The following is a 22,571-nucleotide window of genomic DNA, read 5'->3' as shown; positions in this document are numbered from 1 at the left end:
AAGGGGTGTTCTTTTGTCCAAAGGATTTTTACTGGTGCTGTCCGGACCTTCCGGAAGCGGTAAAGGTACGGTAAGTGAAGCTCTGATGAAGCGAAATGACAATATTTCTTTTTCAACTTCAGTGACAACGCGGATGCCGCGGCCAGGCGAAGTTAATGGCGAAAACTACTTTTTCACATCTATAGATGAATTTGAAACCATGGTGGAGCAAGATGAATTGTTGGAATATGCTTTCGTCCATACCAATTACTATGGTACGCCGAAGAAATTTGTCTTTGATGAAATTGAAAAGGGCGAGATTGTACTTTTGGAAATCGATGTCCAAGGTGCGCTCCAAGTCAAAGAGCGGTATAAAGAAGCAGTCTTTATTTTCCTGTTGCCTCCGACTATGGCCGAGTTGAAAAACAGGCTTATCCTCCGGGATACGGAAACGGAAGAAGAGATTAACACCAGGTTTAAAAATGCGTTTAAAGAGTTGGATTTTGTAGGCGAATATGACTATTTTGTAGTTAACAACAAAGTAGAAAATGCCGTTCATAACATTGAGACCATTATCGAGGCTGAAAAGCTTCGAGTTAAACGACACAAAGATATTAAAGCAGAAGTAATGATGGAGAAGGGAGAAATAGAATGAACATTCCCTCATTTAAAGAGTTAAAAGAAATTACCAATTCCCGCTATGGTTTGGTTATTTTGGTTTCCAAGCGAGCACGTAAAATTGTGGACGGGAATACACCGCTTATTGACACCAAAGAAGAAAAGCCGGTTTCTATAGCCATTGACGAGGCCACTCAAGGTGCCATTACCTTCGGGGAACCGATGAGCAACAAAGACTATGAAGAAAAAATAGCTGCCGAGCGTCAGAAGCGAATTGAAGCTTTGCGTCAAGAACGTGATGAACGCATGATTGCAGCTTCACAAATGCCTTGGGACACTGAGGACATCATCAGTGAAGCTTAAAGGGAAAAAAATTCTCCTCGGTGTTACCGGCGGGATTGCGGCTTATAAGAGTCCAAGCATTGTCTCATTACTAAAAAAACAGGGAGCTGAGGTGAAGGTCGTGATGACGGAAGGGGCAACGCAGTTTGTCACGCCGCTGACCTTCCAAACCATGTCTGCCAATGCCGTACACTGCGACATGTTCAAAGCTATGGATCATATGGACGTAGAACATATCGCGCTGGCTAAGTGGGCCGACATGATCGTCATCGCTCCCGCAACTGAAAATACTATTGCAAAGTTTGCATATGGCATTGCGGACAACTTGCTGAGTACAGTACTGCAGGCATCTCGCTCCAAGGTAATGGTTGTGCCCGCGATGAATACGTTTATGCTTGAGAGTCCGGCGAATCGGCAGAATATGGCGACTTTGAAAGAACGTGGCGTCATTGTTACCGATACGCAACGAGATCTTCTTGCATGCAATGATGTAGGCAGCGGCAAAATGTTGGAGCCGGCAGAGATTGTGGATCTTATTGATTTTCATTTGAGAGAGAAAGATTTGGCTGAATATATAGTCACCGTGACAGCGGGTCCTACTCAGGAAGCTGTTGATCCTGTCCGCTATCTCACCAATCATTCCAGCGGCAAGATGGGCTATCATCTCGCTACTGCGGCGGCAAAACGAGGTGCAAAAGTCAATCTTATCTCCGGTCCTACGGCGTTAAGCGCGCCGGCATATGTCAATTTTGTGCCTGTGGTGACGACTCAAGATATGTTTGATGCCGTTGGTGCGTATTTTGATGAGACGGATGTGCTGATCAAAGCGGCTGCACCGGCGGACTTTAAGCCTGCTTCATACAGCGCTCAGAAAGTGAAGAAGGATTCGGATATGTCGTCGCTGCAATTGGTAAAAAATCCTGACATTGCCAAGCACTTTGGCGCTAAGAAAACCGATCAAGTGCTGGTGGGCTTTGCCGCCGAGTCGCAAAATGAGATAGCATTCGGTCGAGGTAAGCTTGAGAAAAAACACTTGGATATGATTGTGATTAACAATATCACAGCGGCCAATGCCGGATTTCAGAAAGATGTGAATACTGTCACCATTCTTCATGCTGACGGCGCGGTGGATGAACCGGGAACTATGAGTAAAGAAGAACTTGCCGAGCACATCTTAGATCAGACTCTGGAGATTTTAAAAGCAAGATAAGTTCTTGCTTTTTTTTATGGAGGACGTATGTATTACTACAATGTCTTTATAAAAAATGCGGCGTCGAGTTTTGACAGCTTATATACTTACGAATCAGAGTTGCAATTGCCTTTGGGAGTACGGGTTGTGGTACCTTTTGGACGAGGAAATGCCACACAAATTGCTTTGGTGGTGAGCACTGCACACAAAACCGAAGGCAAACCGCTAAAAGCTATTCGGCAGGTTTTAGATCGGGAACCTATCGTCACGGAAGATTTGCTGGAACTTGGATTTTTTATGCACGACTACTATCTGACAAGCTTCAATCAAAGTTTTGCACCATTGTTGCCGCCGGGGGATATCAAACAGGTAAAAAAGTCGTGGGTGCTCACTGGTGCGGGACGACAACTGATCGAATCGGACACAAGAGAACTGAAGAATCTGGCACCTGAAATTATTGAAGACTATGCAAAACGGGGATTGATCAAGGAACAAGTCAGCATAGAGACGATCGGTAAAGTCAAGACCGAAACACTCTACCATCTGGCACCGGATTATTTGAAGATGCTTCAGCAGTCCAAAAAACTTACGGATAAGCAGATGGACGTGGTGAAGTTTCTCACTGCTCACAGCAAAGGAACGCAAAAGGATATTTTATCCCGACTTGGTCTCTCCTCATCACCGCTGAATACTTTAGTTAAAAAAGGGATTGTGGTTAAGTCTGAGGAGGAAGTCGACAGGACAGTTTCGACTTTCATACCGACTTCGGGGCATAGGCTGAATGTTGAACAACTTCAGGCTTACTACGGTATTTTACAATCCACTAAGCCTATCAGCCTGCTTCACGGCAAGACAGGAAGCGGCAAAACGGAAGTTTATCTTAAGCTTGCGCAGACGGTGATAAAAGAAGGGGGACAAGTCGTTGTACTGGTGCCTGAAATTGGCCTTACCCCTCAGATGATTGAGCGCTTTAAAGGGCGTTTTGAAGGTAATGTGGCCATTCTGCACTCAAAGCTTTCACGAGGTGAGCGATTTGACGCCTGGCGAAAGATAAAAAATGGTGAGGTAGCTATCGCCATTGGCGTTCGATCCTGTGTGTTTGCACCTTTTGAAAATTTAAAGATGATTATCATTGATGAAGAACATGATAACTCCTACCGCTTTCATAACGCATTGCGATACGATACCTTTGATGTGGCGGCTTACCGTATGAGACAAAATAACGGCAAAGTGGTATTGGGGTCGGCGACTCCGGATGTGTCGACTTATTATGGCGTTCGACAAGGTACTATCGATGTCTTTGAATTGAAACGTCGGGCCGTTGCAGGAGCTCAGGAACCGGAAACGTACATTGTAGATATGCGCAGCGAGTTGATTCAAGGGAATACATCTATTTTTAGTGCTCAGCTGCAGCAGGCCTTGGATGCTACGATGGCAAAAGGTGCCCAGGCAATCTTATTTTTAAATCGACGAGGCTTTTCCAACTTTATTTCCTGTCGGCAGTGCGGTCATGTCATCAACTGTGATAATTGTGACATCTCCATGACCGTACATAAGTCTATGGGGCGACTTCGGTGTCACTACTGCGGCGCAACCAAACCCATCCCGAAAGTCTGTCCGGTCTGTGGTAGTTCTTATATCAAACAATTTGGCGTAGGGACACAGCAAGTGGAAGAAGTTTGTCGCAAACTCTATCCAGATAAAAAAATTATACGGATGGATAGAGACTCGACTTACGAAAAGGACGCTTACGACAGAGTCTATGACATGATGAAACATGGTGAGGGGGATATCCTCATCGGCACACAAATGCTTGCCAAGGGTTTGGATTTTAAAAACGTGCTTTTGGTAGGCGTCATCGCGGCGGATCTGTCACTTAACATTGCCGACTATAAGGCGGAGGAAGTAACTTTTGATCTGCTCACGCAAGTAGCAGGGCGAGCCGGGCGCGGCATTATGCGGGGCAATGTCATTATCCAGACCTACACTCCCGAGAATTATGCCATCACCTATGCGAAGAATCACGATTACATAGGCTTTTATGAGGAGGAGATTCAACAAAGAAAAGCCTTTCATTATCCTCCGTTTGTTGAAATTATCAATCTTGAGTTCAAAGGCGACACCATGGATCGTGTTCAGTCTCTTGCTGAGGTAAGCCTTGAGAAGATCGGTGAAGAGATTAAAGATTTTCAGGTTCAGCATTCCAGGATCATTACTTTACCTAAAATCAATAACGTGTATCGGGCAAAATTTACCCTTAAAGTGGCGCCTCGAGACCGAAGCAAGTTACTAGAGGTTTTAAATAGGGTATTAGAAGAAAGTAAAGATTATGTAAAAAACAATACCTATTTACAGATAGATTTTAAGCAATAACAAAGGAGTAGTATGGCAATATTAAAAATTCGCACGGATGATGATCCTATGTTACGTCGGACTTCTCGTCCGGTAACGCAAGTGGACGAGCGTATCAAAGAGCTTATCGAGGATATGTATGAGACCATGTATGCTGCTGACGGGGTAGGCCTCGCGGCGGTGCAAGTGGGTAAATTGAAGCGACTGCTTGTTATTGATGACAGGGAAGGTCACAAATTTCACCTTATCAATCCGGAGCTTATTGCATCGGAAGGTGATGAGTTGGGCGTTGAAGGCTGTCTGAGCGTGCCTCGGCGTCAAGGTCAAGTGCATCGCTTCCAAAAGGTCAAAGTGAAGTTTATGAATGACACCATGGAAAACGACGTCTTGGAAGCTGAGGATTTTGTCGCTCGAATTATTCAACATGAAATGGATCATTTGGACGGCATTCTCTATACCGATAAGGCGCAAGATGTCGTCTATATTGATGATTCAGGACAAGACCAATGAAATTAATTTTTATGGGAACGCCGGAGTTTGCGGTACAACCTCTTGAAGCGCTGGCATCTAAACATGATGTGGCTCTTGTCGTCACCCAGGTCGATCGGCGACGAGGTCGTGGCAAGGCCTTAAAACCTTCTGAGGTGAAGGTCAAGGCTTTGGAGTTAGGCATCGATGTCTATCAACCGGAAGATGTGAACAGCGATGAAAGTCTGGATGTCTTTCGACAGGTTGGAGCTGATGCCATGGTAGTGGTGGCTTACGGTCAAATTTTAAAGCCGACACTTTTGGAGCTGACACCTTTGGGATGTTTCAACATTCATGGGTCGCTGCTTCCTAAACTGCGGGGCGCGGCACCTATTGAACGCGCTCTGATACAAGGCGATACATGTACAGGTGTGAGTATTATGAAAATGGACGCGGGATTGGATACTGGGGATGTGGCGCTTGTCAAGACTTTAGACATCACATCGCATGACGGGCGTTCGCTTACTAAAGCACTTTCGGAGTTGGGGGCTGTTGCTATTTTAGAATTTTTAGAAGCTTTAGAAGCCGGTCGAGCACATTTCACACCGCAAGGAGAAGATTTCACCTATGCTGACAAGATTACACCTCAAACGGGAAGTATTGATGTATCTGCCGGTGCCCAATCCATTGTGAATTTAATTCGTGGCTTGTCCCATCGCGGGGGCGCCTACCTAAGCTTAGGGGACAAGCGGGTGAAGCTTTTTGCTGCTCACGTCGATGAGGACATTCATAAGCCAGTAGGGACTTTGACTTCAGAGCTTAAACTGCAAACCGGAAAGGGCACAGTTGTCATTGACAGGCTTCAAATGCCCGGTAAAAAAGAAATGGACAGCGCTGCATTTCTCCGGGGTCATCAACTGGATGAAACGCTTATAGGAGGGAACCATGTATAACGGTTATTACTCAACGTACTTTATCTATGTCGTGCCGGCATTACTGCTATTATTTTGGGCCCAATTTAAAGTCAAAAGTACGTATGCCAAGTACAGCAAAATAGATTCTCGAACTGGAAAGAGCGGCGCAGAAGTGGCGCGCGACATTCTAAATCGCCACGGTCTTTACGATGTGACGATTGGAAGTGTTCAAGGAACACTCACCGATCACTATGACCCTTCGACGCGGCGTCTAAATTTGTCGCCGCAAGTCTATCAGGGAAGCAGTGTAGCGTCTTTAGGCATTGCCGCCCACGAAGTGGGTCATGCGATTCAGCACAGCGAAGGTTACAAACCTCTTGGGCTACGAAGCTTACTCATCCCTGCAGCGAATCTCGGGTCTAATTTTGGGATTTTTCTCGTGATTATGGGATTGGTATTCTCGCGGGTGCTGGTACAATTGGGTATTGCCCTCTTCGCTATAGCTGTGCTTTTTACCATTGTCACCTTACCTGTGGAACTCAATGCGTCCAAACGTGCACAGGAAGAGCTGGCCTATGTGATGGATAGGGATGCCTTGGCCGGTTCACGTCAAGTGTTATCAGCTGCAGCTATGACCTATGTGGCCTCGACTGTGATGGCTATCGCACAACTTCTCAGACTACTTGCTATTTCAAGGGATAGATAATATGAAAGACACCAGACATAAAGCGCTTTTAATTATTGACGACGTCTTAAATAAAGGCGCTTTTTTAAATGAACAGTTAGCTATAGCGAAACGTGATATGAGCAGTTCTGACTATCACCTCACAGTTGCCATTGCAACCGGCGTGGTGCAAAATAAGCTTCTTCTCACCAATGTGATTCGCAAGCATTCTTCACTACGACTAAAAAAAATTCACCCGATGATTCTCAATATCCTCATGCTGAGTGTCTATCAACTGTTTTTCTTAGACGGCGTGCCAGATCATGCGGTGGTCGACGAAGGTGTCAAGCTTGCCAAACGCTATGGCAACAAAGGCAGTGTTGGATTTACGAATGCTGTGCTGCGAGCCATAGTTAGAGATAAAGATGCCATTGTAGCTTCAGAATTTTATACGGACGATTTGTCTTTAGTGGATCGGCTGTCCATTCAAACTTCACATCCTGTGACGTGGGTTGAATATTTTTTAAACGATCACGATGTCGAATTTGTCGAAGCGCTCCTTCGAGCCAACAATCAGAAACCGGAAGTATGCATTCGAGTGAACACCAATAAAATTTCTAGGGAGGCGTTGGCAAAGTTGTTAGCGACCTCCGGTTTTAAAACCGAGCCGACACAACGTTCCGCGTTTGGACTTCGTGTGCCGGAAGCAGCCGGATTGTTTGAAACGGACTTGTTTAATAAAGGTTATTTTTATGTACAGGACGAAGCTTCAATGCTGGTGGCGGAAAAGGCGGATCCGCCGAAGAAAGTTCTCGATATGTGTGCAGCACCGGGAGGCAAGACGATTGCCACCCAGCTTTGTTATCCTGACGCTCAAATTTACAGCGGCGATGTCTCGAAAAATAAAGTGGAGCGCCTTAAATCCAACTTGAAGCGCATGGGTTTGAATTCCGACAGGGTCTTCTTAGGCAATGGAGAAATTTATAATGAGCATTTCAAAAATCGCTTTGACCTTGTGTTATTGGATGCGCCGTGTTCAGGGCTTGGACTGATTCGAAGAAAGCCGGAAATAAAATTCAATCGGACACCGGAAGATATTAAAGGTTTATCAAAGATTCAAAGCCGCTTACTATCTAATGCTGCCAAATATGTTAGAATAAATGGAGAAATTCTCTACACTACTTGCACGATGACGACTGAAGAAAATGAAGCGGTCGTCGAAGCATTTCTTAATGACAACCCACAGTTTGTAGTAATGCCGATTGAAGGAGCGATGACCTACAAACTCTATCCGCATCGGGATGGGACCGATGGATTTAGTATGACAAAGTTGGTGCGTGTTCGATGAGCATAAACAATTTAACACCGGAGGAATTGGAGGCCTATGCCGAGGCACATGGTGAAAAAAAGTTTCGAGGCAAGCAGCTCTTTACCTTTTTCAATAAGAGTGGCCGTGTGGATTTGGAACATTCAAATCTGCCGAAAAATTTTATCAATCAGATTCCGAGGGTGGATGATGCGAAGATCTTTCGCACCTATGTATCCAAACTGGACGATACTAAGAAGTTTCTTTTCGAGCTGAACGACGGCAACTTGATCGAAGGGGTGTTGATGCATTATAAGCATGGCTACTCACAGTGTATTTCAACCCAAGTGGGATGCCGCATGGGTTGTGTCTTTTGTGCATCAACTAAGAAAGGTTTAGTACGCAATTTGACGTCGGCAGAAATGCTCCGTCAAGTCTATACAGTGGAAGCTGCCTATCACATTAAGGTGAGTAATGTGATTCTCATGGGCAGTGGCGAACCGATGGACAATTATGACAATGTCCTTAAGTTTTTAAAACTGCTCCATCATCCGCAAGGGCATCACACCAGTTATCGGAATATGACGCTGTCGACTTGCGGCGTGGTGGACGGTATTGATAAGTTGGCTCGGGAAGGACTCCCAATTACTTTGGCCATTTCCCTTCACTCACCTTACAACGACTTGAGGTCGGACATTATGCCTATTAACCGTAAGTACAACTTGGAAGAGCTTATCGCTGCGGCTAAGAGGTATAGTGAAGCGACGTCCAGTCGAATCACTTTTGAATATACTCTTATTGCCGGCGAAAATGACACTCGAGACCATGCTGTTGCATTATACAGCTTGCTCAAAGGCCTCCGTGCACACATCAATCTCATTCCACTCAACGCCATTGAAGAGTATGATAAGGGCCGCTCGACGGCTGAGGCGATTCAATCCTTTAAAAAAGAATTGGAACGATTGGGCGCTGAAGTCACCATTCGTAGAGAACTGGGCAGTGACATCAGTGCATCGTGCGGCCAACTTCGCCGTAACTTTGAAGGAGGCATATTATGAAGTTTGTTGTCAAACATCATATAGGCAATGTTCGTGAAATCAACGAAGATTATTACTATGCTACAGAACATTCGCCCTTATATATTGTGGCAGACGGTATGGGTGGTCATCTGGCCGGTGAAATTGCATCACAAACAGCTGTCACCGTCATAGAGGAAGCTCTCAGTTCTGATTTTAGTCAGCCTGTAGAGCTAAGTGGTGATATCCAGAATGCAGTGGAGGCAGCCAATAAAAAAGTCTACGACCTGTCTGTAGCGGATTTGTCCAAACGAGGCATGGGAACGACCCTGAGTCTTGTATATGTTAAAGATGACGTGCTGTATTTTACCAATGTGGGCGACAGCCGTATTTACAGTAAAGGTGCTGAATTTAAACAGCTGACTGTGGATGACTCTTATGTCAATTACTTGGTGACGATTGGAGAAATTACCAAAGAAGAAGCCCAAAATCATCCGAAGAAAAACATCATCACTCGCGCATTGGGGACCACCGCATCGCTGAATGTTGCGGTGCAACATCTCGATTGGAAAGAGCAGTCTATTGACAAACTGCTTCTTTGTAGTGACGGGCTGAGCAATATGGTCGGTGATGAGATTCTTTCCATTCTCTTGGAGAAAGACTCGGACAGTGCGGCGAACGAACTGTTGCAATTGGCACTGGACAGTGGCGGATTGGACAATATAACCTTTATTATTATAGATTTGAAGTAGGTGGGCTATGATCAGTAAATTACTTGGAAATCGATACGAAATTTTAGAAAAAATTGGCACCGGCGGTATGGGGGATGTCTATAAGGCTCATGACCATAAGTTGGACCGTATCGTCGCCGTGAAGGTTCTAAAAGCAGAGTACAATGACGACAACAACTTCATACGGAAATTTCGCCGAGAGTCTCTGGCTGCGGCAAGTATCTCGCACCCGAACATTGTAAGTATTTATGATGTGGGGACAGAAGATGTCGATGACGATAAAGTGCATTATATTGTCATGGAATATATCGACGGCAAAACGTTAAAAGAACTGATTGCCGATGAAGGACATATTCCTGAAAAAAGAGCCCTTAATTTCCTGGCTCAAATGACTGAAGCACTGCGCATGGCTCACAACAAGGGAATTATTCACAGAGATATTAAAAGCCAAAACATTATGGTCACCAAGGACTACATTGTTAAGGTGACAGATTTCGGGATTGCTCGTGTGGCAGATAATGCCACGATGACGGCGACAAATTCCATCATGGGTTCCGTTCACTATTTTTCACCTGAACAGGCGAGAGGGGCTAAGATTGACCATCGTTCTGACATCTATTCCCTCGGTATTGTACTCTTTGAAATGCTTACCGGGCGCGTGCCTTTTGATGCGGATAATCCTGTATCGGTAGCGCTTATGCAAGTCCAAGGCAATATGCCGGTTCCCTCAAGCATTGTCCACGGGATTTCCGCGGCCTCAGATGCTATTGTGGCAAAAATGACGCAAAAGGATCCTGATGATCGCTACAATGATGTCAGTGAACTTTTAAAAGATATTAAATCCATTCAACTGGGACGGACGGATCCTTCGTTTAAAACAGAAAGTTCACCGGACTTTCGCTATGCAGGCGTTGCTGCTGGGACTTCCGCCTTTGACGCTACTGACAAACGAGTTGTGCGTCGAGGCAATCGTCATATGGAGGCGAAGCATGTTGAACGCAGTGCTCGAAATGCAAAGAGTACTAAGCGTGGAAAATCTGCTTTACCGAGTATCTTGGGTATTTTGTGCGCTGTTTTGCTTATCTTTCTTATCATTGTAGTCGTACCGAATGCTTTAAAATCAAGTGGCGACGATATATCGGCGACAGATCAAGTTGTGAAAGTACCTGAAATCATTGGTAAAACTGATGAAGATGCGAAAGCTGAATTGGAAAAACTTGGTTTGGTCCTTGAAGTGAGCGCTACCGAAGAGAATTCGGACTATGATGATAGGGAAATATTGGATCAAATACCAAAGGCAGGCGAGCAGTTAAAGCAAGGTGACACGGTGAAAGTCACCATTAACCGTATCATCAACACCGTCGAAATGCCGAACTTGGCTGGCAAGAATTTAGAACAGGCTGAAAGTTTACTGAAGAGTGCCGGACTCGTCATTGGCGATATTCAAAATGAAGCGTCTACAGAAGTGGAAGAAGATTTCATTATTCGTCAGGAGCCGGAAGCCGGTCGAGACGTGGAAAAGGGAAGTAAAGTTGTGTTGATCATTTCTAAGGGTGAAGAGGAAGCCGAACCTGAAGAAGTCGTTAATACTGTGGGTATCAACGGCGATGATGCAAAAAAGACTTTGGAACGACTGGGCTTTGAAGTGAAAATTACTGAAGTGAACTCTTCAAAAGTCGACGTGGGGGATGTGACCGATTACAATCCGAAAGGCGTGCAAAAAGCCGGTACCACCATTGAACTTTTTGTGAGCAAAGGACCGCAAACGGAAAGCAGTACCGATGAATCGGAAACACAGGACGACAGACCGAGCATGAGCCAGGTACGCGTGGATATCCCGGATGATGATGAATCACATTCTCTTGTCATCAAACGTTACACAAAAGACGGTAAAGAGTATACTTTGGCTGACTATCAAAACTTAACGGATGACTTTGTGCAAAATCTCGACTATGCTAAATCCGGCGACAGGATTGAAGTCATTCTTGATGGTACCACTGTTAGGGATGAAGTGATTAAATAGGGAGAGGCTATGGAAGGAAAAATCATAAAGCTGACAGGCGGTTTCTATACGGTACTCTCCGAGGACATAGAATATACTGCCAGGGCCCGAGGCAACTTTAGAAATGAAGCTATTAAACCTATTGTAGGTGACAATGTGGTCTTTCGTATGGAAAATGATCTGGGCTACATCACTGAAGTGCTTCCTCGACACAATGTATTAAAACGTCCTCAGGTTGCCAACGTAGATCAGGTGCTGGTGGTGATCCCAACTAAGGACCCTCAGTATAATTTAAACTTGGTAGATAAGGTTATTGCATCTTATGAAGATGAGGTGGATATTCTTATTGCGATTAACAAATATGACTTAGATAAGGACAGCGCTGAACACCTGCTTAAAATCTATCGGGGGGCAGGCTTTAAAACCTTCCTCATATCTTACAAGTACACTTTTACCATTGATCTGCTCAGAGAATATGTACGCGGCAAAACGACAGCTCTCTCGGGGGTCTCTGCAGCGGGCAAGTCGACTATTATCTCCAATCTCTTAGGTAAGGAGATTAAAGTAGGCGGGGTGTCGGAAAAGACACGGCGAGGGGTGCACACTACTCGTCATGTGGAGATTTTCTCCGGAAGTGACGCAACCTTTATCTTTGACACACCAGGTTTTTCCAGTATGAAGCTGGATATTGGCCCCGCCGATCTGCACAACTATTACCGAGAGTTTAGAAAATACAAGGAAGGCTGTCGATTTATGGACTGTAAGCATATTCACGAGCCGGATTGTGCTGTGAAAGAGGCGGTTATGGCAGGGATGATTTCGGAAGAACGCTACGACACATATTTACAAATCTACAATGAATTATCAGATGAGGAGCGAAAATGATAGCACCATCCATTCTTTCATGTGATTTTTCCAACATGAAGCAGAATTTTGATGTCTTAAATGAAGGACCTGCCGATTATGTCCATGTGGATATTATGGATGGCAATTATGTGCCTAACATCAGCTTTGGGCCGGATATTGTAAAGGATTTGCGAAAGCTTAGCACTATTCCCTTTGATGTGCATCTCATGATTGAACATCCGGAGCAGTATATCAATGTCTTTTTCGATGCCGGCGCAGATATCCTGACGGTTCACCCACAGACAACCGCCCACCTGAGCCGTACCCTCCAAGCGATTAAAGCAAAGGGCATTAAGGCAGGTATTGCCATCAATCCGGCAGAATCTCTGGATGTGTTGAACTATACGATTCAAGATTTGGATTTGATTTTAATTATGAGTGTGAATCCCGGTTTCGGCGGTCAGTCCTTTATCACGACGGCTTTGGATAAAATTAAGGCTGTTCGAAAGCTCATTGATGAGAAGAATCCTTCCTGTCTCTTGGAAGTAGATGGCGGGATTAAGTTGAATAATGCTCAGGCTGTTTACGATGCCGGCGCCGATATTATTGTAGCAGGCTCAGCTATCTTCGGAGCTACCGATCCTTTGGATGCACTGAAACAATTTCGTGAGCTGAGACCATGAAAGGACTTGTCGTTTCAGGGGGACGTGCTGTCAAAAAGGATCTTCTTCGTCGTTACTGTGAAGATGCCTACGTGATATGCTGTGACGGTGGGATTAAAAATTTTTATGGCACAGATTTAGTGCCAGATCTTATTGTCGGCGATTTTGATTCCATTGACGACATGGGAAAAGCTTTTGTTGCAGCGCACCGTATTCCAAGCAGAACCTATAAACCTGAGAAGAATTTTACCGACACCGAAGCAGCACTGGCGCTTGCTTTTGAAAACTGCGATAACATTGTGCTCTTGGCTGCAACCGGCACCCGCATGGATCACACTTTAGGGAATCTATTTAGTATGAGTCAGTATGGGCCGGGAAAGGTGACTCTGGTGGACGATCACAATACCATCCGCTATGTCGAGCCGGGGCGGTACACGTTTTCAAAGTCAGCTTATCAATACATTAGCGTTGTAGCCCTAACTCAAAGTCTCACTTATTCAACCGACGGCATGAAGTATGAAACGGATCACTTGAGCATAAAGTCTTGTGAAATGCGTGGAGTAAGTAATGAGATCTGCATGGAAGAAGGGGTTATCACTGTGCATTCAGGGGCCGGGTTCATTATTCAGTCCAACGACTGATCCCTTCGTGACAATAAAAGGTTTAAGATGTGGTAGTCAATATCTACGTCTTAGACCTTTTTATTTGCCCTTTTATCGCCGACTCTTAGATACACAGGGCTGATTAAGATAGGGATAAATTATCAGGGGTTTTAAACGCTGGACAATGACAAGTGAAGCAAATTCAAACTGCCCCTCAAGTTCAATATGGTCATGGCTAAAAAATTGAAATATAATGAAAGGGAACTACATTTACAAGTTGCTTCACAGTATTGATAAATCTTTTTTTTTAACCTTGTGGTATGATAGGAGTAACATGATTATTATTGCATTAATCACAGGCCTTATCGTTGCAAAAATTAAATATCATGCTGATTTTTCGCGCTTTAACTACGGGGGCATGACGCTTTTAATAGTCGGCGTTGTACTCCAGGTGGTGCTAACGGTTATGACTCAGGTGTATATCCATCCGCTGACGGAATGGATTATTCGTCACTACACCCTATGGCATAGTCTCACCTTAGTGCTGCTTACGGTCTCCGTCATTCAGGCATGGCGCCAATCAAAAAATGTCGGCTATGGCAGCATTGCCCTTGGATTGGGGTTGAACACACTTGTGGTACTTACCAATGGAAAGATGATGGTGTCTTCGGAAGCACTATCTCGTTTAGAGCCTGTTAAAAGGGCCATTATTGCAGAGGGGCGATCTCTGACTCACGGGACTGCCCAGACCATTCGTTTTGAGGTGCTTGCCGATATTTTCTATCTGCCGTTTCCATTTTCAACGATTATTAGCATCGGCGATGTGATTATTTCAGTAGGGATAGTAATTACGCTCATTCTTTTTGGTAAACATCAGGAGTCGCTATGAATATACAGGAAATATTGAACTACATCCGAATACGAGATATCGTCGATATCTTTATTATTTCAGTTATCACCTACAACTGTTTGAAAATTTGGCGAGGGACTCGGGCCGAGCAGCTGGCCAAAGGAATACTTGTTGTGTTGATACTCACAAAGCTCAGTGAATGGGGCGAGTTTTATACCTTGTACTGGCTTTTGGAAAAGATTATGACTTGGGGGATTGTCGGCGTACTGATTATTTTTCAACCGGAATTGCGTCGAGGCTTGGAGTTCCTCGGGCGTTCCTCCAGTCCGTTTCGCGGCGGAGTTGATACTCAGGACGTCGTACCGACGGTCAAAGAAGTGGTAGATGCTATGGGATCCCTCTCCAGACAAAAGATTGGAGCACTGGTGGTGTTTGAACGCCAAACAGGCCTCAATGAATTTGTGGAAACCGGAACCCGTGTTGACGGAGAAGTATCCAGCGGCCTGTTAATCAATATTTTTATTCCCAACACACCCCTACACGACGGGGCAGTGATTATCCGTAATAATCGGATCGTGGCGGCATCATGTTTTTTACCGCTTTCAGACTCCAACAGTATTTCGAAAGAGTTGGGGACACGGCACCGAGCAGGTATTGGCATTACGGAAAAATCTGACTGCTTAAGTGTCATGGTCAGTGAAGAAACCGGTGCTATTTCTGTAGCTGAACAGGGAAAGATTTCACGCTATGTAGATCTGGATACCCTTACGACCATTCTATCCAAGCTCTATGCACCGCGTCTGACAAATCAATTTAAGTTCAAATTAGGTGGGGAAAAATGAAACGAAACACCATGCTCAAACTCATATCTGTACTCTTCGCTGTGTTTTTGTGGGCTTTTGTTCGCAGTGAGGTGGATCCGGAGCGCAATGAAGTGCTTCGCAATATCCCGGTGCACTATGAAAATTTAGCATCGATCAAAGATCGTAACTATGTCTTACTTTCCAACGCACAGCTAAAAACTGACGTCACGATATACGCTAAGAGTTCCGATTTAGCACGGATGAATGCGGATAATATTACGGCAACGGTGGATTTAAATGGCGTGCTCCCCGGAGAGAGCAGTCTTCCGGTGAAGGTGATTGTAGACAACACTGCTGTGCGGGTGGTAGAAAAAAATCCTGCGCGTGTGATGGTGCGAGTTGATGAAATGGTGAGCTCACAAGTGCCTGTAGAGCTAAAAACCACCGGTGATCCGAAAGAGGGCTTTATTCTTGGTGCGATTAAAGAGACCCAGGAAGTTACGGTCAGCGGACCCTCTACAGTTGTGAAATCCATTGATGCAATTCGTGCTGTGCTCAACATTGACGGATTGGATGAAAGTGCGGTGAAGTCAGGGAAGGTTGCAGCCTTTGATAGTGCGGGGAATGTGATTAATTCCGTGACCTTTGAACCGGAAGTGGTGGATGTGGAAGTGCCGATTCAAAAGACCAAGAACGTTCCTATTAAGCTGGTTGTTCGCGATGAAGCGTCGCTGATGCAAACGGTCAATTTGGAACCTAGCTCAGTCATGGTACGCGGCGATGCAAAGATCATTGATCAGCTCCAGGAGATTGTCACGGAGCCGGTCAATAGCTCCGAAGTTGTGGATCAAGTCAAAAAAGTGACGCTGCAGCTCCCTGAAGGGGTGCAGCCGGTCAATCAAGATTTGGAAATTCTGGCTTCCACTAATGTGATTGCAAACACATCGGAAAGTTTTACTTTCAAACCGGAGAACATTGAACTGAAGAATGTACCGAAGAATATGGAGGTAAAAGTACTCAGTCCTAATCTCAGCGTGACTGTAGAGAAACCCTACAGTCTGGAACCTCTTGAAGTTATCAGAAATGACTTCACTATTGAGCTGGATTTGCAGAATTTAAAAGAGGGAAAATACGAGCTCGAGCCGGCGGTTGAAGTGGCTAAACGTGTGGATATCAAAGCAGTTCATCCTGCAAAGATTGTCGTGGAATTAAAAGATAAAGGTATTTTTAGGTGACATATGACGAAAATATTATTAGTTGAAGACGAAGAATCTATTCGCAAATTTGTAAAAATTAATTTAGAGCGGGAGAACTATATGGTTCTTGAAGCAGGCACCGGTGAAGCCGGTATTGAAATTGCCCGCAGTGAAAGACCTGAAATTGTAGTCTTGGATGTCATGCTTCCGGGCATTGACGGCTTTGAGGTGTGCCAAGTTCTGCGCAGTGAATTCCCGGATCTTGGGATTATTATGCTCACAGCCAAAGCTGAGGATTATGATAAAATTATGGGTCTGCAATACGGCACGGACGATTATATGACCAAGCCCTTTAATCCTACGGAGCTGACCCTTCGCATTAAGTCTTTGGAGCGTCGCTTGGAAATTGAAGAGGTGAAAAGCGAAAGTATTATTCACCCTCCATTTAAATTGGACACGTATTCACGTCGCTTTTATAAAGACGGGGAAGAAATTATCCTCACTCCGACGGAGTATCAAATCATCAAATACTTTATGGAAAATCCTAAGAAGGCGTTGCGGCGCGATGATATTCTCACCAAGGTCTGGGGGGAAGACTTCCTTGGCGATTCGAAAATTGTCGATGTGAACATTCGTCGGTTGCGCTCTAAAATTGAACGCAATGCGGCAAAGCCGGAGTATATTGAAACGGTGTGGGGTGTAGGTTACCGTTGGTCAGAGGTATGATTTGAAAAATTCTGTCGGCGTCAAACTGGTACGAAGTTTTTTAATTATTATACTCTCCACAGTGCTCATTATCGGGGTCTTATTGGTTCTCGGATTTCAGGATTTTTATTATTCCAGCTTGGAGAATGAACTGACCTCAAGGTTGCTGGTCACGGTGCAATCTTTTGAAAATTTCTACTCGGAAAACGACATCAATGATCTCGTTTTGGAAGATTCGCAGTTGATCTGGGCAGCGAATGATGCCGAAATCCAGCTGTTGAATCCGGATGGGTATGTCATTTATGACTCGGAAGGGGCATTGCCTACAGAACCTATTGAAACGCCGGATGTTGTGGCGGCACGCAACAATAACATTACGGCCTTTGTTGGCATCACCAGTTCCAGCAGTGATAAAGTTATGGCAGTCACAGGACGTCTCAGCAACAATGTGAATGGCACGTTAGGATACTTGCGCTATATCGCCTCAATGCAAAATACCAATGAAGCTATGGTGCAAACGTCACTGATCATCTTAGGCCTTGGCATTGTTGTGGTTGCTATTACTACGATTATGGCCCTTATTCTGGCAAAAAGCATTGTCAGTCCTGTAGAAGAGCTCATCTCTGTTGCAAAAAAAATGGCCAATGGTCAATACAAAGTCCGAGCCACATTGGATACTGATGATGAGTTTGGTCAGTTGGGTTCGACGATGAATGCTATGGCGGAAGAAGTTTTAAAGAGAGAAGAGATAAAAAATGACTTTATTTCTTCCATTTCTCACGAGCTTCGCACGCCGCTCACGTCCATCAAAGGATGGGCGGTGGTGTTAAAAAGTGCCAAGCCTGAAGAACAGGAACTTGTTGCTGACGGGTTGAAGATCATTGAAAACGAGACAGATCGTCTCTCGAAGATGGTCGAAGAGCTCTTGGATTTCTCGCGCTTTATCTCCGGGCGGATTCGTTTGGAGAAAGACACGATCAATCTGACGGATATTCTCAAGGATATTGCCAAACAAATGCGGCCTCGTGCCGAGTTGAATAAAGTGGAATTCATTTCAGGTCTAAGTGACGGCAAGGCTATGATGGTAGCGGATGAAAATAGATTGCGTCAACTCTTTATCAATCTCTTGGACAATGCTATTAAATTCACCTCTGAGGACGGCTTTGTAAAATTCAGTTCTGCGATAGAGTCGGATCACATTGAAGTGTTGGTCACGGACAATGGCTTGGGGATCGATAAAGACGATTTACTCCATGTCAAAGAAAAATTTTATAAGGGTAAACACTCAAAAAGTCACAGCGGGATCGGACTTTCCATTGTCGATGAAATCACTAAACTTCACGAAGGGCACTTGGAGATCTACTCGGAGAAGAACATCGGGACTACGGTTAGAGTGACGTTATCACTTTTAAAGGAGGCTCAGAATGAGGAAACTAACTAGACTGTTTATCGTAGTGAGTCTCATTCTGTTATGCGGCTGTTCTATGATTCAAGACGACGGTATTACCGTCGAGCCGCCGGAGGTGAACCGCACGCCGATTTCAGGCAAGTGGACCGTAACGAAAGTTGTCTTTCTAGACGATGCTGTCCATCCTTTTGAATACAAGCGTTATGTGGGACGCGATGTGATCTTTGCGGCTAAAGGTGTGATCTTTGATAACTTTTATTATGACGATCCGTCTCTGCGTTCTAAGGTTGTCAATGCCGACGGATACCTTGAAAAAAATTATAAGGTATCCAAAAAACTTTTAGGTATGGACAGTGATCGTCTGGTTGTTGTGAATATTTACAATCAAAAAGATCTTATCTATCAAGTCCTCAAGACACGCTCGGATCAGGCTTATATGTACTACAACGGCGTCTTTCTTCAGTTGACGCGCATTGCCGATCATGTCTCGGATGAAGATTATGAGCACATTAAAAGCGTAGATCAATCCGAGCTTATCAATTTAAATGAAAAGCTGAATGAAAATTCTAAAATCAACGGTTTGCTCATCGGTTATAAATCCAATAACAACACTCAGTACAACTCGGTGTATTTAAAATTTGTCGGGGATACCTTGGAATCTCAAGGCGTTTACAACGGATTACTCATACCGAAGAATGACAGCATCATCAAAATGGATGTACAGAACGGCATACCTTATGCCAATCAGGACGGCGAAGATTTTGAAATGGGCAACAATCAGGCCATTGAACAGATTGAAATGCTCTTTGTGTCCGAAATGTATATCAGCTACTACGAAAAGCAGGCCGGAGAAGAAAAGTTGGTCTTTAAGTTTACCGACGATATCGGCAAAGAGAACCGTTTGGGACTGTCCAGCGTCACGAAAGGTAGTGGCGACGCCTTTAAAATATTTAGAGACTCGGCAAAAGAAGCGAACAACGGCAACGGATACATCAACGATTTAAATTTCGGAGTCACTCGCGATGACGGTAAGTTTAAAGTTATTGGTCTGATTTTAGAACGAAATGAGTCCGGAGATACGGTATCGTCGAAGATGATTGATGTCAATATCAGCGCAAATCAAATTATTGATGAGACTGATATGAAAGTGTCGATGTCTGATATTCGTGAAAGACTGCCTCTCGCACGAGACGCCATCTTCACGTCGAACAACAGATTTTTAGTCACTATGGAAAATGATAAGCTAAAGATTTATAATGTATATAATACGGAAGTAGGATCGAATCTTGTAGCTGAGATGGAACTTCCCGAAGATGCGACCATTGTAGGCATCCAACGCTTTGTGGGCAATACTTCAAACATTGTAGAACGCAAATTATACTAGAGGAGAACTATGAATAGAATCGTTGATATTGTAGGGAATAACACGGAATACATGGCCTTGAGCCTCTTTGCAATTTTGATTGCCATCATCGTCACGCTGATATTGGCAACTATTTCGAAGCAGTTAAAGTTTGTCAAGTATATTCCGGGTATCGTGCTGATCTTTATCGGTGTCTTTGTGTTATTTTCCGTTATCGGAGATCTTTTTAATCCCGCTCATGTCAATTCCATTGCCATCTTTATGATCGGCTGTGCCAGCGGCGTGGTCTCACTTCTCGTGGCCCTTATCGTCGGTATTATTCAAAAGTAAAGAGTAGCTTGCAACTAACTGGAGTTTTTGTGCTCGAGTTAGTTTTTTTATGGCCGCTTCCCTTTGCAAGGCCTCGGACTTGGATGAAAGCTTCTCATAATAGACCAGCTGTACCGGTGTGCGGCATCGTGTGTACTTGGCGCCCAAGCCTGAGTTGTGCTTTTTCACACGCGCTTCGAGATCCACCGTATAGCCGCAATAAAGACTGCCGTCCCGACATTGAAGAAGGTAGACGTAAAATTCATTCACAAAACTCACCTAATACTTTTTTTATAGCCTCATACGAAAAGCCTTTGTAGAGAAGATAGTTCACAGTTTTACCGTAGCGATTGGGGTCTGAAGGTTTTAAAGCATTGTATTTTCGTGCTGCAAATTTTCTTAAGTTCTCATTCGAAGCATCGCTGTCAAGAGACGCCAAGGCTTGATCTGCAATACTCTGGGGAATTCCTTTTTGACGAAGGGCCATGCGGATTTTATTGGGTCCGTAGTGATTGATGTGGACTTTATCATATACGAAATCTCGCGCATAGGCGGCATCATTGAGATAGCCGTTGTCAATCAGGTAGCTCAGAGCGTCCTCTGCGACTTCGAGAGAGAAGCCTTTGTGTTGTAAGTGATCTCGAGCTTCCTTGATCGTCTTGCGATTTAAAAGGAAGCGGCGCAGTGCTTTAAGCGCAAGGTATTTTTCATTGTCCCGAAGTATCTCAGGCAGACTCTCAGCATCCAGTTCCATGGATTTGTAAAGGTTGTAGCGCACAAGGGTATCTTCTGTGAGTTCCACAGGGCTGAGGCTGTCAAAGTAAACGGTATACGATTGTTGTTTTTTGTTAAATACAATTTTTTCTATGATCATTGAATCACCATAATCATTGTACCATGAAGGATTGGAGTTTAATTCACCGTTTTTTTGGATTATACTGACAAGCATAGAGTGAACAAAGATTGGCACGCTGATTACGAGCGTGACAATAACATTGGAAAGCACGGGACGAATCAAGGGATGCCATTGAATATTTTTTAAAACTATTTGGAATTTTAAACTGACAATTATGAACAGCTTTCTGCAAATTATACTGAGGGAAGAAAGCAGTTTAAAAATTATTTGGATCAGACTATTGACGATTGCGTGCCTATTAGAATCATTCGTCAAAATGAAAGAAACCTTGTGTTGAGCTGTGTTGATTAGTTTGGATGACTATAAGTTACAAGATAATGAATTTATTATGACACATCCTACTATTACAAAGAGCCTGTGAAACGAATGAAAGAAGTCGAAGCGCGTCATGAGTTGATTGAGGCAGACGATGAATCAACTGTCGGGGATGGAGCCTGGATTGAGTATCTCAAATGGCAATAGGAAGATAAAAACATTAAAGAGAATCAATGCGTTGCGTAAGGCTATTGATAGAAATGGAAAGTTCGGAATGAGAAAGCCGGAACCTTTAGGATTTGAAGTAAGTGGATTTTGGAGTAGACGAATTAATCTGGACTATCGACTTAGTTATCGACATTGAAGGTAATGTAATAAAAAATTATTAGTTGTAGAGGACATGATAAGTAGTCATTAAGACTGCTTATTTTTATAGGTTAGTGGTAATCATTTCAATTTTTCGCCTTTTGGCATTTAGATCAAAATTATAGAAAGATTAAAAAATAAAATATACTAAGACCTTTGATGATTACGTGGTGTTAATAATTATTAAACCATACTAAAATATAATAAAGTCAATAGAAAGAGCCTGTTAATTGTGGTATTATAGACACGACAAAAATAATGAGGTGTGCTATGTTTGAGATTATTTCCCAAATTTTAAGATATATCTTTATCATCATCATGTACCTTTTTTTGCTCAGTATTATTCGTTTGATTTATCTGGACATTAAAAGTATGGATGTGAAACGAACATATACTGACCGCGCTTATCTAAAAGTGGTGAATCGTTTGGATTCTTTGGATTTTAAAATGGAAGAGTACTATGTGCTGGGAACGCAGACAATTATCGGTCGTTCCAATCGCTGTGATATCACCATCAAAGATAAGTTTGTCTCTAAGGAACATCTGGCCATTCGTGAAGATGAGGGCAGTTATTTTATTGAAGATCTCAATTCCCAAAATGGGACTTTTCTTAACGGAGAAGAAGTCTATGACATTATGGAACTTCAAGACGGGGATAAGATCGGCGTGGGATTTATTCAACTGCTCTTTGTGGAGAATAGGGGGTAAG

25 protein-coding genes are annotated in these 22,571 nt (G+C 43.9%); 23 read left to right on the top strand and 2 right to left on the bottom strand.

Features of this window, described 5'->3' with window-relative positions; translation table 11 throughout:
* Window positions 1-13: 13 nt before the first annotated feature.
* The 21 genes from gmk to O6R05_RS04315 all read left to right on the top strand — a co-directional run bounded on the left by gmk (window position 14) and on the right by O6R05_RS04315 (window position 20,346).
* Window positions 14-634 carry a guanylate kinase gene (gene gmk, locus O6R05_RS04415; protein WP_271190792.1) on the top strand — a complete coding sequence of 207 codons (621 nt, stop codon included), beginning with the start codon at window positions 14-16 and terminating at the stop codon, window positions 632-634.
* Window positions 631-960 carry a DNA-directed RNA polymerase subunit omega gene (rpoZ, locus tag O6R05_RS04410; protein WP_271190791.1) on the top strand — a complete coding sequence of 110 codons (330 nt, stop codon included), beginning with the start codon at window positions 631-633 and terminating at the stop codon, window positions 958-960. Before gmk ends, rpoZ begins: the two co-directional genes overlap by 4 nt.
* On the top strand, window positions 950-2,149 hold the full coding sequence (coaBC, locus tag O6R05_RS04405; protein ID WP_271190790.1) for a bifunctional phosphopantothenoylcysteine decarboxylase/phosphopantothenate--cysteine ligase CoaBC: 1,200 nt from the start codon (window positions 950-952) through the stop codon (window positions 2,147-2,149). Before rpoZ ends, coaBC begins: the two co-directional genes overlap by 11 nt.
* A 27-nt stretch (window positions 2,150-2,176) precedes the next feature.
* On the top strand, window positions 2,177-4,501 hold the full coding sequence (gene priA, locus O6R05_RS04400; protein ID WP_271190789.1) for a replication restart helicase PriA: 2,325 nt from the start codon (window positions 2,177-2,179) through the stop codon (window positions 4,499-4,501).
* Between the two features lie 12 nt (window positions 4,502-4,513).
* Window positions 4,514-4,990 (top strand): peptide deformylase, encoded by a 477-nt coding sequence (gene def / locus O6R05_RS04395; protein WP_271190788.1) that lies wholly within the window; start codon window positions 4,514-4,516, stop codon window positions 4,988-4,990.
* Complete coding sequence (gene fmt, locus O6R05_RS04390; RefSeq protein WP_271190787.1) at window positions 4,987-5,901, top strand: methionyl-tRNA formyltransferase; 915 nt, start codon at window positions 4,987-4,989, stop codon at window positions 5,899-5,901. The genes def and fmt overlap by 4 nt, the downstream gene beginning before the upstream one ends.
* Window positions 5,894-6,568: a zinc metallopeptidase gene (locus O6R05_RS04385; protein WP_271190786.1), complete on the top strand. Its 675-nt coding sequence runs from the start codon at window positions 5,894-5,896 to the stop codon at window positions 6,566-6,568. The genes fmt and O6R05_RS04385 overlap by 8 nt, the downstream gene beginning before the upstream one ends.
* A 1-nt stretch (window position 6,569) precedes the next feature.
* A complete protein-coding gene (rsmB, locus tag O6R05_RS04380; protein WP_271190785.1) occupies window positions 6,570-7,874 on the top strand; it encodes a 16S rRNA (cytosine(967)-C(5))-methyltransferase RsmB in 1,305 nt (434 codons plus the stop codon).
* Window positions 7,871-8,890, top strand: a complete 1,020-nt coding sequence (gene rlmN, locus O6R05_RS04375; protein WP_271190784.1) for a 23S rRNA (adenine(2503)-C(2))-methyltransferase RlmN — start codon at window positions 7,871-7,873, stop codon at window positions 8,888-8,890. The genes rsmB and rlmN overlap by 4 nt, the downstream gene beginning before the upstream one ends.
* Window positions 8,887-9,600 carry a Stp1/IreP family PP2C-type Ser/Thr phosphatase gene (locus O6R05_RS04370; RefSeq protein ID WP_271190783.1) on the top strand — a complete coding sequence of 238 codons (714 nt, stop codon included), beginning with the start codon at window positions 8,887-8,889 and terminating at the stop codon, window positions 9,598-9,600. The genes rlmN and O6R05_RS04370 overlap by 4 nt, the downstream gene beginning before the upstream one ends.
* A 7-nt stretch (window positions 9,601-9,607) precedes the next feature.
* Window positions 9,608-11,602, top strand: a complete 1,995-nt coding sequence (gene pknB / locus O6R05_RS04365; protein ID WP_271190782.1) for a Stk1 family PASTA domain-containing Ser/Thr kinase — start codon at window positions 9,608-9,610, stop codon at window positions 11,600-11,602.
* Between the two features lie 9 nt (window positions 11,603-11,611).
* Window positions 11,612-12,466 (top strand): ribosome small subunit-dependent GTPase A, encoded by an 855-nt coding sequence (rsgA, locus tag O6R05_RS04360; protein ID WP_271190781.1) that lies wholly within the window; start codon window positions 11,612-11,614, stop codon window positions 12,464-12,466.
* The gene (gene rpe / locus O6R05_RS04355) at window positions 12,463-13,110 is read left to right on the top strand and encodes a ribulose-phosphate 3-epimerase (RefSeq protein WP_271190780.1); all 648 of its coding nucleotides are present in this window, start codon (window positions 12,463-12,465) and stop codon (window positions 13,108-13,110) included. Before rsgA ends, rpe begins: the two co-directional genes overlap by 4 nt.
* Window positions 13,107-13,730, top strand: coding sequence for a thiamine diphosphokinase (locus O6R05_RS04350; protein WP_271190779.1), 624 nt, complete (start codon window positions 13,107-13,109; stop codon window positions 13,728-13,730). Before rpe ends, O6R05_RS04350 begins: the two co-directional genes overlap by 4 nt.
* Window positions 13,731-14,025: 295 nt before the next feature.
* A complete protein-coding gene (locus O6R05_RS04345; protein ID WP_271190778.1) occupies window positions 14,026-14,580 on the top strand; it encodes a DUF5317 family protein in 555 nt (184 codons plus the stop codon).
* Entirely contained in the window at window positions 14,577-15,383 is an 807-nt protein-coding gene (gene cdaA, locus O6R05_RS04340; protein ID WP_271190777.1) for a diadenylate cyclase CdaA, read from the top strand. Before O6R05_RS04345 ends, cdaA begins: the two co-directional genes overlap by 4 nt.
* Window positions 15,380-16,579, top strand: coding sequence for a CdaR family protein (locus O6R05_RS04335; RefSeq protein WP_271190776.1), 1,200 nt, complete (start codon window positions 15,380-15,382; stop codon window positions 16,577-16,579). The genes cdaA and O6R05_RS04335 overlap by 4 nt, the downstream gene beginning before the upstream one ends.
* Window positions 16,580-16,582: 3 nt before the next feature.
* Window positions 16,583-17,266, top strand: coding sequence for a response regulator transcription factor (locus tag O6R05_RS04330; RefSeq protein WP_271190775.1), 684 nt, complete (start codon window positions 16,583-16,585; stop codon window positions 17,264-17,266).
* A gap of 1 nt (window position 17,267) precedes the next feature.
* Window positions 17,268-18,686 (top strand): sensor histidine kinase, encoded by a 1,419-nt coding sequence (locus O6R05_RS04325; RefSeq protein ID WP_271190774.1) that lies wholly within the window; start codon window positions 17,268-17,270, stop codon window positions 18,684-18,686.
* Complete coding sequence (locus tag O6R05_RS04320; RefSeq protein WP_271190773.1) at window positions 18,670-20,037, top strand: hypothetical protein; 1,368 nt, start codon at window positions 18,670-18,672, stop codon at window positions 20,035-20,037. Before O6R05_RS04325 ends, O6R05_RS04320 begins: the two co-directional genes overlap by 17 nt.
* A gap of 9 nt (window positions 20,038-20,046) precedes the next feature.
* On the top strand, window positions 20,047-20,346 hold the full coding sequence (locus O6R05_RS04315; protein ID WP_271190772.1) for a cytochrome C biosynthesis protein: 300 nt from the start codon (window positions 20,047-20,049) through the stop codon (window positions 20,344-20,346).
* Here the strand turns inward: O6R05_RS04315 and O6R05_RS04310 are convergent.
* Together O6R05_RS04310 and O6R05_RS04305 are read right to left on the bottom strand one after the other, a co-directional pair.
* Entirely contained in the window at window positions 20,305-20,595 is a 291-nt protein-coding gene (locus O6R05_RS04310) for a GIY-YIG nuclease family protein (protein WP_271190771.1), read from the bottom strand. The two genes, O6R05_RS04315 and O6R05_RS04310, sit on opposite strands and share 42 nt — an antisense overlap.
* The gene (locus tag O6R05_RS04305; protein ID WP_271190770.1) at window positions 20,588-21,199 is read right to left on the bottom strand and encodes a regulatory protein RecX; all 612 of its coding nucleotides are present in this window, start codon (window positions 21,197-21,199) and stop codon (window positions 20,588-20,590) included. The genes O6R05_RS04310 and O6R05_RS04305 overlap by 8 nt, the downstream gene beginning before the upstream one ends.
* Before the next feature lie 451 nt (window positions 21,200-21,650).
* Between O6R05_RS04305 and O6R05_RS04300 the strand changes: the two genes are divergently transcribed.
* Together O6R05_RS04300 and O6R05_RS04295 are read left to right on the top strand one after the other, a co-directional pair.
* The gene (locus O6R05_RS04300; RefSeq protein ID WP_313791010.1) at window positions 21,651-21,860 is read left to right on the top strand and encodes a type II toxin-antitoxin system YoeB family toxin; all 210 of its coding nucleotides are present in this window, start codon (window positions 21,651-21,653) and stop codon (window positions 21,858-21,860) included.
* Between the two features lie 272 nt (window positions 21,861-22,132).
* Window positions 22,133-22,570, top strand: coding sequence for an FHA domain-containing protein (locus tag O6R05_RS04295; RefSeq protein WP_271190769.1), 438 nt, complete (start codon window positions 22,133-22,135; stop codon window positions 22,568-22,570).
* Window position 22,571 lies beyond the last annotated feature (1 nt).

Source organism: Peptoniphilus equinus (genome assembly GCF_027921445.1).
GTDB lineage: Bacteria > Bacillota > Clostridia > Tissierellales > Peptoniphilaceae > Peptoniphilus > Peptoniphilus equinus.
The sequence above is the reverse complement of the archived record's forward strand: the minus strand, read 5'-3'. Positions and strand labels throughout refer to the sequence as shown.

Excerpts from the sequence above, each read along its gene's own strand:
- pknB (WP_271190782.1), top strand. The coding sequence starts at position 9,608 with ATGATCAGTAAATTACTTGGAAATCGATACGAAATTTTAGAAAAAATT.
- O6R05_RS04300 (WP_313791010.1), top strand. The coding sequence starts at position 21,651 with ATGAATCAACTGTCGGGGATGGAGCCTGGATTGAGTATCTCAAATGGC.
- rpoZ (WP_271190791.1), top strand. The coding sequence starts at position 631 with ATGAACATTCCCTCATTTAAAGAGTTAAAAGAAATTACCAATTCCCGC.
- O6R05_RS04305 (WP_271190770.1), bottom strand. The coding sequence starts at position 21,199 with ATGATCATAGAAAAAATTGTATTTAACAAAAAACAACAATCGTATACC.
- fmt (WP_271190787.1), top strand. The coding sequence starts at position 4,987 with ATGAAATTAATTTTTATGGGAACGCCGGAGTTTGCGGTACAACCTCTT.
- rpe (WP_271190780.1), top strand. The coding sequence starts at position 12,463 with ATGATAGCACCATCCATTCTTTCATGTGATTTTTCCAACATGAAGCAG.
- O6R05_RS04335 (WP_271190776.1), top strand. The coding sequence starts at position 15,380 with ATGAAACGAAACACCATGCTCAAACTCATATCTGTACTCTTCGCTGTG.
- O6R05_RS04330 (WP_271190775.1), top strand. The coding sequence starts at position 16,583 with ATGACGAAAATATTATTAGTTGAAGACGAAGAATCTATTCGCAAATTT.
- O6R05_RS04295 (WP_271190769.1), top strand. The coding sequence starts at position 22,133 with ATGTTTGAGATTATTTCCCAAATTTTAAGATATATCTTTATCATCATC.
- rlmN (WP_271190784.1), top strand. The coding sequence starts at position 7,871 with ATGAGCATAAACAATTTAACACCGGAGGAATTGGAGGCCTATGCCGAG.
- cdaA (WP_271190777.1), top strand. The coding sequence starts at position 14,577 with ATGAATATACAGGAAATATTGAACTACATCCGAATACGAGATATCGTC.
- O6R05_RS04370 (WP_271190783.1), top strand. The coding sequence starts at position 8,887 with ATGAAGTTTGTTGTCAAACATCATATAGGCAATGTTCGTGAAATCAAC.
- O6R05_RS04345 (WP_271190778.1), top strand. The coding sequence starts at position 14,026 with ATGATTATTATTGCATTAATCACAGGCCTTATCGTTGCAAAAATTAAA.
- rsgA (WP_271190781.1), top strand. The coding sequence starts at position 11,612 with ATGGAAGGAAAAATCATAAAGCTGACAGGCGGTTTCTATACGGTACTC.
- O6R05_RS04350 (WP_271190779.1), top strand. The coding sequence starts at position 13,107 with ATGAAAGGACTTGTCGTTTCAGGGGGACGTGCTGTCAAAAAGGATCTT.
- def (WP_271190788.1), top strand. The coding sequence starts at position 4,514 with ATGGCAATATTAAAAATTCGCACGGATGATGATCCTATGTTACGTCGG.
- priA (WP_271190789.1), top strand. The coding sequence starts at position 2,177 with ATGTATTACTACAATGTCTTTATAAAAAATGCGGCGTCGAGTTTTGAC.
- rsmB (WP_271190785.1), top strand. The coding sequence starts at position 6,570 with ATGAAAGACACCAGACATAAAGCGCTTTTAATTATTGACGACGTCTTA.
- O6R05_RS04320 (WP_271190773.1), top strand. The coding sequence starts at position 18,670 with ATGAGGAAACTAACTAGACTGTTTATCGTAGTGAGTCTCATTCTGTTA.
- O6R05_RS04385 (WP_271190786.1), top strand. The coding sequence starts at position 5,894 with ATGTATAACGGTTATTACTCAACGTACTTTATCTATGTCGTGCCGGCA.
- O6R05_RS04315 (WP_271190772.1), top strand. The coding sequence starts at position 20,047 with ATGAATAGAATCGTTGATATTGTAGGGAATAACACGGAATACATGGCC.